We start from the raw sequence: 12,215 nt of genomic DNA, 5'->3' as shown, positions 1-12,215 counted from the left end.
ATCCCTTCATCAGTTCGACTTTCGGCAATCTTTACATTTTTTGTCCTGTACTTAGGACGTTGTCATACCCTTAATGGTTAGTGCTATATTTTCCTGGTATTTATCAAACTATTTTTGCTTTGGAGTGCGGAATTTTATCTATAAGGTTTGTAGTTATTTTTATAATTTATTGGATGAGTAAGGAAACTTATTAAAGTTAAAGACGTCTATCAAGATGACCAAGGTAATTGGCATATTGACTATGGATTTGATCCTAGGTTCGGGCTAGGGCGTGTCTTCAAAGTTTTCCGCAAGATTATGATCCCCCCCAGCCCCCCGCGCGGAAGGGGGGAGCCATACTCAAAGTCCCCCTTTTTTAAGGGGGATAATGGGGGATCTCCGAGGCAAGAAAACACGCCCTAGCCCCCCAATTTTGGGGGGAACAAAACTCTTAAAGTCCCCCAAAGTTGGGGGATTTAGGGGGCTTGCCCAAAACCAAAAGATCCTGCATTGATACTTCAATTCAGCAACCCCCAATTTTCCCTCAAATCCTCCCTTGAGAATCCTCAATATCATTCCTTAGCTCCTCTAGCTTCCCTTGTGCCTCTGGATCTTCCAAATTAAAAAGCTTTTGATAAATTCCCTCAGCAGCCTCTAGCCATTCAACTGCTTCAGCAAACTCTTCTAGGTTGTGGGCAATCTCACCAAGCTGTTCTTGAATTTCCGCCTGCAATGGCAAATTGTTAGCTTTTTTGGCCAGTGCCAGGGCTGTGCGGTAACGCTGCTGAGCCTGTCGCTTTAGTCCAATGCGCTGATACATCTCAGCTTGGAGCTGATAAATAGCAGCATTGTCTGTACCAGCTTTGATTCTTGTTTCTAAAAGGTCAATGGCATCCTGATTGAGACAAGTGTTAGGGTAATTTCGATCTTGGCAAGTGCTGTGATAAAGATGAGCTTTTTTCTGAGCTTTGGCATCTGCATCCAGATTTTGTGTCTCAATCTTAGCTAGGTTCTTCTTCAGCTCCTGCTCCTGGTCATCCGTCAGCAGGGTAATGGTGGGAGCTGGCTCTTGATTGAGATTTTTAGGTGAAGACACACCGGTACTAGCAGTTACCACAATAAAATAACCCCAATCACGTCGGAGTTGGGAGCTATTAGGATAATCAACTATGGGTTCAGATACCCGTTTTTCCCACACTGGTCTTGCCAAATCCTTGATAGTAACATCATAGTGGCTGGCTTCTTTCACCCCATGCCAGCGCAGGGTCAGGGGTTGATTAGGACGTAGTGCTGTATTCCTCGGACTGATCAGGTAGGGAAAGTCTTCATTCTCGATGCCACGTCCAGGTGCTAGGTTATCTCCCGGTCGGAACAATATTCCTGAATTTGGGCAAACTTCAGACACCTTCAAAGCTGTTCCTACAGGAACTTGCCAATTACTGAGATCACTGCAGGAAACTGTAGCAGAGGACTGAGGGTTTTTGACCCAGATCTGGTCTGTTAGCTTGAGACGATCTCCTTGGTGAGCTCGATCATAACCAAACCACAGGCGACGTTTCACTTGAACATCTCCTGTGACAGCTGCGATGTAGTACAGACCTTCAGCCGGAATAGTTGCTGGAGCCGCGATCGCGATTAGAACCGTGGAAAGTAGAGAGATGGAGAATAGACGTTTCCAAATCATGGCCTTTGTTTCTGTTGTTGAGCTTTATGAATACGTTGATTAGCTAGATGTAACCAGGTGTCTTCTTCTGGAATTAAACGATTTCCTATTCCTAAATCATTAGCTAGATCCAGCCATTTGTTTGGTTTTGAAATTATGGGATTTCCGATGATTAAATTGCGACAATTTTCCCATTCATTGAGAGATTCCTTGGCAGCTTCAGGTTTTTCCTGGCGTTCAAGTACCTGAGCTAAAATACAAGAGGCAGAGGCACGATTGGGCAAATATTTGGCCACATCTGGATTCTTAGCAATGTTGAGAGCTTTTTCCAGGGCAATTTTAGCTTCATCATCCCGGTTTTGTTTGAATCTTACCCACCCTAAATTTTTATATAAGTTGTACTTATCCTCTGGATAAACTGATTGCTCTGTGGTCAGTTTTAGACCTTCAACTAAAAGGTTTACCGCTTTAGGATAGTCCTTTTCTAGAATGTAGAGTCTGGCCAAGTTGTTGTATGCTCTAGGAATTTTTGCACTTACCGCCAGCTGGTACTCTTGCTTTGATTTCTTGAGCTGTAACCAGTCTTCATACAGTCGTCCAAGATTGTAATGGGCCTTAGCATTATCAGGCTCCAGGGCAATCGCTCTTTGGTAGTCGGCTTCAGCACTACTAAGCTCACCGGCTCGATAGTGCTCTAAGCCACGTTGATTGTAGATAGCTGAAATACTGGGTAGACTATACCAAAACCCTAGCAATCCCAACAGTAGAGCCATGGTGGAAAGAAACTTAGTTTCAGCATGAAGAAACTTAGGCACCTTCAAACCAGTTAGCAATTCCTCAAAACCTTTTTTCAATGCTTCTGAGAAATCGTTATCTTTTTGCTCTTCTTCGGTAAAGTCACTTTTGGCTTTCAGCAGAGTGATCAGAGTTGGTACAATGATCGCGAAAGTGCCAACCACATCGGGACCACCAGTTAAGAAACGACTGGCAATATTGACCAGCAGAGCCAGACTGACACTCCAACCTCCAAAGGTCAGACCCTTAAACACCCAGTCGTAACGATCTAGCGGATGAGGAGGACGCTGTTGATCCAGATACCACCACCAGCCCTTAGGGTTTGCGGGTAGACTGTGGCGATAGCTAGAAAGTTCCAGAGCTTGGTCAATCCGTTGTTTGTGTTGTTGGAGTTGGGCATCTAGCTCATGGATGCACTCTAGAAGCTCTGCAGGTATGAAGGGTTCCTGAGTGAGGGCATTGTGGAGTGCATCTCTGGCACACAGAATCTCTAGAGCTTGTTGATCACTCAAGGGAGAATCTGTGGCTAGGGACTGGAGGGCAGCTCGATATTGACCAAAAAAATGGGTCTCAAGCCCCGTCCTTCGCTGGATAGAAACCTTAGAATAAAGGAGCCTTTATGGTTGTTCAGCTATACGTAAAAGAGGTGGGACCCGTGGCGAATTTAATTCTTAATACGGAAAGCGCACCTTTGGTTAAAACTTGGCAAATTTTGGCTCCTTTATTCTTACGGTAACTGTGGCCTACGGCCTCCGCTGCGCGAACAAACCATTAAGTTCTCTAATTTAAAAATTCATTTTATTAGCCACTTCTTTGAACGAATTTTAAATGGCCGCGAGACTCTCAGTGGTCAATATTTTTTGGCGGTACTTAGTTACGCATACTAGGTGCATTTGCAAGGAGCGTAATACTGTGCCAATATTCCGGAAACCCATTGTCAAATCTTGTAGATTACACTATAATTGGAGTACAGACCAACTAAGAAACGCCAATTGAAAGCAAGATACAAATATCGTTTTTATCCAACTGACCAACAGAAACAGGACTTAGCTAGGCTGTTTGGCTGTGTCAGAGTCGTGTGGAACGATGCTCTGGCTATTTGCAAGAAATCTAAGAAGGTTCTAAAATCTGGAGACTTACAGAAACTGGTCATAACTCAGGCTAAAAAGACCGAAGAAAGAAAATGGTTGTCTGAAGTGTCAGTCGTTCCTTTGCAGCAGTCCGTAGCTGATTTGGGAGTTGCTTTTAAGAACTTCTTTGAGTCGCACAATGGAAAACGAAAAGGACGAAAAGTTAGGTCTCCACGATTCAAAAAGCGATCCAATAATCAATCAGCAAGATTAACTCGCAGAGGTTTCTCTATTCAAGGTGATGGAGTTTACTTAGCCAAGATTGGGGTAGTCAAACCGATCTGGTCTAGGGAATTGCCATCTGATCCAAGCTCTGTGACCATTATCTTAGATTGTGCTAACAATTATTTCTTGAGCTTTGTAGTAGATATTGAGCCTGTTCAAGTTGATGCCAAGAACCAAAGCATTGGGATTGATCTAGGTATCAAGACTTTCGCGGTAATGAGTGATGGGGGTCATGTCAAGAGTCCTGACTATTCAAAACTAGATCGAAAATTACGCAAACAAACACGAAAGTTTGCTAGACAAGCTAAGGGGTCTAACCGGAGGGAGCAAACTCGCATTAAGATCGCAAGACTAAATAATAAAATCGCCAACAAAAGGAAAGACTTCCTGCATAAGTTCTCAACTAGGATAGTCAGCGAGAACCAAGTAATTGTCCTAGAAGACCTTAACGTGTCAGGAATGGTCAAAAATCGCAAACTAGCGCGAGCTATTAGCCAGCAAGGTTGGTCAGAATTTAGGAGTCTAGCTCAAGCAAAATCAGATAAATATGGCAGGGATTTTCGGGTTATAAGCCGTTGGGAACCCACTAGTCAAATCTGCTCAGATTGTGGGTTCAAGTGGGGGAAACTCGATTTGTCCGTACGCTCAATACTCTGTGTTAATTGTGGAACCGAGCAGGACAGAGACATAAACGCTGCTAGAAACATAGAAAAAGTCGGCATGGGGCATCGGCATGACTCTAAATGGGCAAGGAGGGGCGATAAGACTGTTGAGACCGTAGGTCACGCTACGCGAACGGCAGCACACCCCGATGATCTGTCAAGAATCACCGTTCTTCTAGGACGGTGAGTATGTCAACATATCTGCCCTGGCTTTCGTAGAATCCAGCCAGATTATTGAGGCTGATTGCTACATCAGGGTGTTCTTCTCCCAAGATTTCCTGCCGAATCTCTAATGCTCTCTCGGCTAGGGGTATCGCTTCTGAGTACTTTCCTTGCTGATAAAGCTTAATGGCTTGCTGAGTTAGTTGAGAGGCTTCTGCTAGGGATAACTCTTCAGCCCTTTCACTCCCTGGTGAACTCAGTTGTTGAGCAATGATACTTTGCCCCCAGCTATACCTAGGGAAAGCCACTCCCATTCCCATTACACCGACAACAGTGCCTAAAATCCCTGCTAGCTTGATAAAGAGGTTTTGATTCATTTCCTGAACCTCCATTGGGGATAGTCAATAAACCTGATCAAAAGAAGTGGGGGTAATACAGTAGTGTGCCACCCACTATTGATTGTTCTACTGACGTTTTAGGGTTCAGGATTTATAGCAATGGAAGTATAGTTTAGTGCGTAGGGTGGGCAGTGCTTGAGACAAATCAGATCAGCTTGCAAAGCGCGTAGGTAGACACTGCCCACCGACGATTAATCACAATGGTGCCAGATGTGAGTATAAACATTTCCACGATCACGAATTGTCTTATAAAACTATAGTGAATCAAGGTTTTATCCTAATAACTTACCCTTTAAATATTTATATGAAATTCCTTGATCGTTACCAGAGCGATTATTTTTCCAAGCTTATTTACTTTAAATAATTTCTGTGATCGGAATAGTTTCCTGATCTCCTTCTACTTCTATCGATTGATGCTGAATGTGCTGACGCAACACCTGATTAATCAAGGTTTGATAATTGCCTCCACCAGATAGATGTACCTGCTCACGAAACCACTCGATAACATCGTTATCTAAACAAATAGTGATCCGAGTTTTACCAGATGGCATCGGGTCAATCGCGCCACGCTTACCTTGACTAAAATCATACTCAGCTTCCATCTTCATCCCTCCAGATATTGTTTATGTTACCCTAATGGTGATCAATCGTTCCTCCTCAAATCGTTGCTCCTCAATTGTAATGGCCATTGGGTCAGAGATTATCTATTTTTATAGACATTTCCTCTAAAGCCAATCGTATAAATTTCTATATCTGCTAAGGTTAAATCAACGGTAAAAATAACTCTAACTTTACCAATACGCAATCGATAAAAGCCTTCCCAATTTCCTTTCATCTTCTTGATGTATAGGTCGTTAAAAGGAATAATTTAATTATTTTCAATAGCATCAATAAGCTGCCTGAGTTGTTTACGAATATTTGTGGTAGTTTCCTGATCAGCAGACTATAAGAATTTAATCGCACTCTTGCGGAATTTAATAGTCATTTTTAATCCAATCTGTCAGATCAGTCACGTCTTCAGTCTCATAGTCTTGAGGTAGCCCAAAGGTGGTGTCAAGGTCTTGTTGTTCTTGATCACTAACGTAAGGCATTAACATCTGACATAGTAAGAGTCTTTCTTCTCTCAAAACTTCTCGGATGCTTTCTTTGATCAGTGTTTTTAAGTCTTGAGCTTCCATCGCTTTTGAATTAAACGTTATTTTTTTAATTATAGCGTTTTTGATACTAGGGAGTAGAGATTAGGTAATAGGGAGTAGGGAGGTAAGCATTCAGCCGTCAGCGGTCAGCCGTCAGCTTTCCATAACTCAGCATTATTCGAATACTTACTTGGTTTTATTCAAAAGTTCCGTAGCTTCCTAATAGCCCATAAGCACATCAAGTAGCTTGCGCATAAGCTGATAGCTGATAGCTGATAGCTGAATGCTGAATGCTTACGTAGGGAGTAGGGAGTAAAGTAAAAAAAATAGCCGCAGAAATACTATCCACGACTATTTCAATTTCTTATGTCACAAAATTAGCAAACCTAACCTGCTCTGATCTGATTGGCCAAAGGTCACGCTAAAAAACCAGACCACAACCTTGGCCAGGGGGGCAGGGTAATCGCATCTAATTTGGGATAAATTGTACTTGACAAAAAAAACGGTTGCATGAACAAGTCCTTCATCTCTCATCAAGGGTAACCTAGGATGTGTAAAGGGTTGTATTTTCTCGTCACTCATCATGGCAAAAGGTTTTGGCAGACCCGTTCTTAACACTCACAATGAGCATGAGGCTCAGATCCTGAAAAAGAGTGTACTCAATCATTTTGAGCATCTCGAGGATCCCCGTGTGGGTAGCAGAATCGACCATAATCTTGTCGGGATTGTTACCATAGCCATTTTGGCTGTGATTGCGGGTGCCGATGGGTTTGTGGCCATCGAAACCTACGGTAAAGCCAAGCTACAGTGGCTGGAAACATTTTTAGACTTACCTCATGGAATACCATCTCACGATACATTTGGTCGGGTGTTTGGCCTTCTCGATCCCCAGCAACTCGAAGCCAGCTTCCTGAGTTGGGTGGGCAGCATCACCGAGAGCTTGAATATTGAACTGATTCATATTGATGGTAAGACGGCCAAAGGCTCCTATGACCGTAACAACGACCTCAAAGCGCTTCACAGCGTCAGTGCCTGGAGCAGCGAATATGGACTGGTGTTGGCCCAACAAAAAGTCGAGAGTAAATCAAATGAAATCACAGCAGTGCCACTGCTGCTCAAGTTGCTGAACCTCAAAGGAGCGGTGGTGACTCTCGATGCCATGGGCACCCAAACCAACATTGCCCGACAAATTAAGGAAGCTGGTGGGGACTATGTCCTGGCGCTCAAGGGCAACCAGGGCAAGCTTAGTCAGCAGGTGGAACAGTGGTTTGCTATGGCCGAAGACCAGAACTGGCAAGGGATTGAATTGAGTTACCACCAAACGGTGGAGGCCGGGCATCACCGCTTAGAAACCCGTCAGGTGTGGGCGGTGCCTGTGAGTCAACTACCCCCGTTGCATCGGCAAACACAATGGCAAGGTTTAACCAGCGTGGTGATGGTGAAGCGAAGGCGGCAGTTATGGAACAAAACCACGACACAAACTCAGTTTTACCTCAGTGCCCTCGAACCCGATGGCCAGCAACACAACCAGGTAATTCGCTCCCATTGGGGTGTTGAAAATGGTCTACAAAGTGTCCTGGATGTCACTTTTAATGAAGATGCCAGTCGGGTTCGCCAGGGCTATGAGAAGCGAAAATCTAGGGCTGTTGCGCCGCCTGAGTGTTAACCTGCGTGGATCGCGAACCCTCCCGCCAGAGTCTCAAGATGAAGCGTTATAGGGCGGGGATGGATAATGACTCTATCATCAAAATCCTGGCCGCCAGTGCGGCGAAGTGAGGCATTTTTTGAGGGTGATGCAAGATTGTTGAGGAGCAATCATTGGAGGTGATGGACTGAATCTATTAACCGAAGCCGGTTAGGCTCCAGGAGTGTTGACTAACAGGACTGGTACACACAAACGAGTACCATTAACTTTTCTGAGGGTATAATCAGCAATTCTACAGTCAAATTTTAGGTCAGGTTACTGTACTTTTAGAACTCTACTAAGATGCGATTACCCTGGGCAGATATATCCCTTCGGAATGGTGCGGAAATCAACGTCCGGGGTACGGATAGCGGTAGTATCAAAATGTCTGCTCGCAATGTGAACCTGACGGAAGGAAGCATACTGCGAGCAGGAATTGATAGAGGCTTGGGTACGCTAAACAGCAAGGCAGGAGATATTATTATTAATGCCACAGGAACAACTACTTTGGCCGATAGAAGTTTTATTGCAAATGTGGTGCAACCAAGAGCTTTTGGCAACGCTGGTGACATAAATATCACTACAGGTTCCCTGATTTTTCGTGATGGAAGTTTGTTAAATGTCAGCACTTTCGGGCAGGGAGATGGTGGAAGTGTGTTTGCACAAGCTGATGATTCCATCTCTCTATCCAACAGCAGCTATATTTTCAGTAATGTAGAATCTGGAGGAGTGGGCAACGGTGGAAACGTAGATATTACATCTGGGTCACTTTCGTTAATTAATGGCAGTCAAATTCAAACTATCATTCGTGGAGCCTCTACTACTGCTCCTGCTGGAAGAGGTAAAGCTGGCAATGCAAATATCAATGTTCGTGATGATTTCACTCTTTCAGGAGTTGGTAATAATTTTTCCAGTGGAGTTTTCGGTATTATTGGCTCACAAGCAGAAGGCAATGGAGGAAATATTGACATTAAAGCTGGCTCAATCTTCTTAAATGACAGAGCTACCATCCAAGCATCTACCTTCGGGAAGGGAAATGGAGGCAATGTTATTGTAAATGCTCGCACCATATCTTTTGATGGTACCCAGAATAACTTTAGTAGTGGTATTTTCAGCAATGTGGGACAGGGAGGGATTGGTAACGCAGGTGACATAAATATCACTACAGATTCACTCTCAATCACTAATGCCGCTCAAATTGCTGCTGCCACCTTCGGGAAGGGAAATGGAGGCAATGTCATTGTCAATGCTCGCACCATATCTTTTGATGGTAGGCAGAATAACTTTGGTAGTGGTATTGTCAGCAACGTGGAAAAGGGAGGGATTGGCAACGCAGGTGACATAAATATCACTACAGATTCACTTTCAATCACTAATGCCGCTCAAATTGCTGCTGCTACCTTCGGTAAGGGAAATGGAGGCAATGTCATGGTCAATGCTCGCACCATATCTTTTGATGGTAGGCAGAATAACTTTGGTAGTGGTATTTTCAGCAACGTGGAAAAGGAAGGTGTTGGAAAAGCTGGTGACATAAATATCACTACAGATTCACTTTCAATCACTAATGCCGCTCAAATTGCTGCTGCTACCTTCGGGCAGGGAAATGGAGGCAATGTCATGGTCAAGGCTCGCACCATATCTTTGGATGGTAGGCAGAATAACTTTGGTAGTGGTATTGTCACTAATGCTGAATCGACAAGCGGAGGAAACCCTGGTGACATCAGCATCGCTACAAGATTGCTTTCCGTTAATAATGCTGCTGGAATTAGTGCTGCTAATCGTACTAGCTCCGAAAGTACGGAACAGGTAGGTAATATAAACATTAATTCAGCTACAGTGAGTTTAGACAACCAAGGGAGTCTCTCTGCCGAATCTGCGTCGGGGAATGGTGGTAATATCAACCTACAAATTAGAGACTTACTCCTACTCCGTCGTGGAAGTGAAATCTCGACAAATGCTGGCACAGACCAAAAAGGGGGTGATGGTGGTAACATCGACATCAACTCAAAATTTCTCATCGCTATCCCCCAAGAAAACAGTGACATTACAGCCAATGCCTTTAGAGGTAGAGGTGGTAACGTCCAAATTATTTCTCAAGGTATCTTTGGTATTGAACCACGTCCACAGGAAACTGATAAAAGTGATATTACAGCCAGTTCTGACTTAGGTATTGCAGGTAATATAAATGTCGTTACACCTGATAACAGCGCTATCCAAAATAGCCTCACGGAATTACAGCAAAACCCCATTGATACTAACGCCCTCATCGCTAATAGTTGCATTGCCCGCAGTAGTAAGGTTGAAGGCACATTTATGATCATAGGTTCTGGAGGCTTACCCAACCGTCCAGGGGATGCATTTGTTTCACCCTATCCCACCGGAACTGTACAAGGTGTTACACCTAGCACCTTGTCTTGGAAAAAGGGTGACCCAATTATTGAACCAACAGGAGTGTATCGACTGGCTAATGGACAATTGGTCATGAGTCGAGAGTGTCTTTGATCAAGATCGGAGTGCAATCAATGTCTACATATCGCGTTTGGCGTCGAATTTGTCCAAAGGATTTTCCACAATACCAAGATTCCCATCATATTCAGCAAATTATATATAAAACTTCCGCCTTCTTCATTGTCGCCTCCACGTTAATTCTCCTCCCCTGCATTGCCTCTGCCCAATCCCCACCACCCCCAGGGGTAAACATTCCTCCGAATACCCCGGAAATAATAGACCAAACCCTTCCTCAACCAACACCCTCACCTAGTCCCCCCATCCCTGCTGCACCTTCTCCCATCCTTCCAGAACCGACCCAAAAGCCACCTGATCTCACGTTTCCCACTACAGAAACTTTCTTTGTGAAAAAAATTGAAGTGTTGGGAAGTACGGTTTTACAAGACGAAATTACCAAATTAACGCAACCTCTGGAGAACAGGACACTAACCTTTGCAGATTTGCTACAACTGCGGTCGGATATTACAGAACTTTATATCGAAAAAGGTTACGTCACCAGTGGGGCATTTCTCCCTTATCAATATATCAAAGATAATATAATAGTGCAAATTCAAGTAGTAGAGGGAGAACTAGAGAAAATTGAACTGAGGGGTTTAGATCGGTTGCAACCAGGGTATGTGCGATCGCGTTTAGAACTAGCTGCTTCTACTCCATTAAATCAGAAACGCTTAGAAGAAGCATTACAATTACTACAACTCGACCCCTTAATTAGTCGGGTAAACGCTCAGTTAACCGCAGGCAGCAAACCAGGCTTTAACATCGTCCAAGTCCAAGTCCAAGAAGCACCAGCATTTTACGCAGGTATTACAAGCAATAACCGCCAATCCCCTAGCGTCGGTTCCGAACAAATTAGTGTGTTTATTGGTCATGATAATTTGTTAGGGTTTGGTGATAGTCTCTCTGGTACTTACGGCATTACTGAAGGACTCAATCTATATGATATTAGCTATAGCATTCCCATCAATCGGCGGAATGGTGACGTTAGCTTCCGTTATGACAATACCGATAGCCGAATTATTGAAGATGACTTCCGCGATATCAAAATTAGAAGCGAAACCGAAACATTTTCCGTGACTATTCGTCAACCGTTATACAGAAAACCCTCAACGGAATTTGCCCTTGGTTTAGCTCTAGATTTGCGTCGCAGTCAAACATTTATCCTTGATGATATTCCCTTTTCTTTCTCCGAAGGTCCCGACAATGGTGAATCAAACGTTACAGTGATTCGCTTTTTCCAAGATTGGGTGGACCGTAATGCTACCAGAGTTTTCGCAGCGCGATCGCAATTTAATCTGGGCATAGATGCCTTTGATGCCACAGTGAATAATGAAGCTCCCGATGGGCGGTTTTTGTCTTGGTTAGGACAATTCCAATGGGTACAGCGTTTATCATCGCGAAATTTATTCTTACTACGTCTTAATACCCAACTAACATCAGATTCCTTATTATCTATTGAAAGGTTTAGTGTGGGGGGAGTCGATACAGTAAGAGGATATCGGCAAAATCAATTAGTAGCAGATAATGGGATCACAGCTTCAGCAGAAGTCCGTATTCCTCTGACAGCAAACACCAATACATTGCAAATCGCGCCATTTTTTGATATTGGCACTGCTTGGAATAATGGCGGTACAAATCCAGACCCACAAACCATAGCGAGTTTGGGGTTAGGATTAATTTCGCAGCCTAGTAACCCTTGGAATTTACGTTTAGATTATGGTATCCCCTTGATCAGTGTTGACGACTCTGGGAATACCCTGCAAGATAATGGTCTTTACTTTTCTTTGCAATATCAACCATTTTAGCGATGCAGAGGTGCGACCCGTGGCGAATTTAATTACGGGTCAAACGCACCATTACGGTCTTGGGGAGGCAG

General features: G+C 43.9%; 9 protein-coding genes and 2 pseudogenes. 4 read left to right on the top strand and 7 right to left on the bottom strand.

Features of this window, described 5'->3' with window-relative positions; all coding sequences use genetic code 11:
• Positions 1–523: 523 nt before the first annotated feature.
• The 3 genes and pseudogenes from BJP37_RS12985 to BJP37_RS44995 form a co-directional block, all read right to left on the bottom strand.
• Positions 524–1,663, bottom strand: coding sequence for a tetratricopeptide repeat protein (locus BJP37_RS12985; protein WP_075899327.1), 1,140 nt, complete (start codon positions 1,661–1,663; stop codon positions 524–526).
• Positions 1,660–2,949 (bottom strand): tetratricopeptide repeat protein, encoded by a 1,290-nt coding sequence (locus BJP37_RS12980; RefSeq protein WP_075899325.1) that lies wholly within the window; start codon positions 2,947–2,949, stop codon positions 1,660–1,662. The genes BJP37_RS12985 and BJP37_RS12980 overlap by 4 nt, the downstream gene beginning before the upstream one ends.
• 315 nt (positions 2,950–3,264) lie before the next feature.
• Positions 3,265–3,372: pseudogene (locus tag BJP37_RS44995) on the bottom strand (IS200/IS605 family transposase); the annotation flags it as partial.
• A 57-nt stretch (positions 3,373–3,429) separates the two neighbouring features.
• On the opposite strand from BJP37_RS44995, the gene BJP37_RS12975 reads away from it, so the two are divergent.
• A complete protein-coding gene (locus BJP37_RS12975; RefSeq protein WP_075899323.1) occupies positions 3,430–4,641 on the top strand; it encodes an RNA-guided endonuclease InsQ/TnpB family protein in 1,212 nt (403 codons plus the stop codon).
• Here BJP37_RS12975 and BJP37_RS12970 read toward each other — a convergent pair.
• The 4 genes from BJP37_RS12970 to BJP37_RS12955 all read right to left on the bottom strand — a co-directional run bounded on the left by BJP37_RS12970 (position 4,619) and on the right by BJP37_RS12955 (position 6,192).
• The gene (locus BJP37_RS12970; protein ID WP_143727597.1) at positions 4,619–4,993 is read right to left on the bottom strand and encodes a tetratricopeptide repeat protein; all 375 of its coding nucleotides are present in this window, start codon (positions 4,991–4,993) and stop codon (positions 4,619–4,621) included. The two genes, BJP37_RS12975 and BJP37_RS12970, sit on opposite strands and share 23 nt — an antisense overlap.
• 377 nt (positions 4,994–5,370) lie before the next feature.
• Entirely contained in the window at positions 5,371–5,616 is a 246-nt protein-coding gene (locus BJP37_RS12965) for a BrnA antitoxin family protein (RefSeq protein WP_075899319.1), read from the bottom strand.
• Between the two features lie 98 nt (positions 5,617–5,714).
• Positions 5,715–5,849, bottom strand: a complete 135-nt coding sequence (locus BJP37_RS43530) for a type II toxin-antitoxin system RelE family toxin (protein WP_269086997.1) — start codon at positions 5,847–5,849, stop codon at positions 5,715–5,717.
• Between the two features lie 139 nt (positions 5,850–5,988).
• Entirely contained in the window at positions 5,989–6,192 is a 204-nt protein-coding gene (locus BJP37_RS12955) for a hypothetical protein (RefSeq protein ID WP_075899317.1), read from the bottom strand.
• Positions 6,193–6,733: 541 nt separating this feature from the next.
• Here BJP37_RS12955 and BJP37_RS12950 point away from each other — a divergent pair.
• The 3 genes and pseudogenes from BJP37_RS12950 (at position 6,734) to BJP37_RS12940 (ending at position 12,144) form a co-directional block, all read left to right on the top strand.
• Positions 6,734–7,926, top strand: a pseudogene (locus BJP37_RS12950) (ISAs1 family transposase).
• Positions 7,927–8,137: 211 nt separating this feature from the next.
• Positions 8,138–10,336, top strand: coding sequence for a beta strand repeat-containing protein (locus BJP37_RS12945; protein ID WP_075899315.1), 2,199 nt, complete (start codon positions 8,138–8,140; stop codon positions 10,334–10,336).
• Positions 10,337–10,356: 20 nt separating this feature from the next.
• Positions 10,357–12,144: a ShlB/FhaC/HecB family hemolysin secretion/activation protein gene (locus tag BJP37_RS12940; protein ID WP_081431166.1), complete on the top strand. Its 1,788-nt coding sequence runs from the start codon at positions 10,357–10,359 to the stop codon at positions 12,142–12,144.
• Positions 12,145–12,215: the final 71 nt, after the last annotated feature.

This window comes from Moorena bouillonii PNG (genome assembly GCF_001942495.1).
GTDB lineage: Bacteria > Cyanobacteriota > Cyanobacteriia > Cyanobacteriales > Coleofasciculaceae > Moorena > Moorena bouillonii.
Note: the sequence above shows the minus strand (reverse complement) of the source record. Positions and strands in the feature narration are given on the sequence as shown.

Coding starts and splice junctions, on each gene's coding strand:
- BJP37_RS12985 (WP_075899327.1), bottom strand. CDS start 1,663: ATGATTTGGAAACGTCTATTCTCCATCTCTCTACTTTCCACGGTTCTA.
- BJP37_RS12970 (WP_143727597.1), bottom strand. CDS start 4,993: ATGAATCAAAACCTCTTTATCAAGCTAGCAGGGATTTTAGGCACTGTT.
- BJP37_RS12965 (WP_075899319.1), bottom strand. CDS start 5,616: ATGGAAGCTGAGTATGATTTTAGTCAAGGTAAGCGTGGCGCGATTGAC.
- BJP37_RS43530 (WP_269086997.1), bottom strand. CDS start 5,849: ATGAAAGGAAATTGGGAAGGCTTTTATCGATTGCGTATTGGTAAAGTT.
- BJP37_RS12955 (WP_075899317.1), bottom strand. CDS start 6,192: ATGGAAGCTCAAGACTTAAAAACACTGATCAAAGAAAGCATCCGAGAA.
- BJP37_RS12945 (WP_075899315.1), top strand. CDS start 8,138: ATGCGATTACCCTGGGCAGATATATCCCTTCGGAATGGTGCGGAAATC.
- BJP37_RS12940 (WP_081431166.1), top strand. CDS start 10,357: ATGTCTACATATCGCGTTTGGCGTCGAATTTGTCCAAAGGATTTTCCA.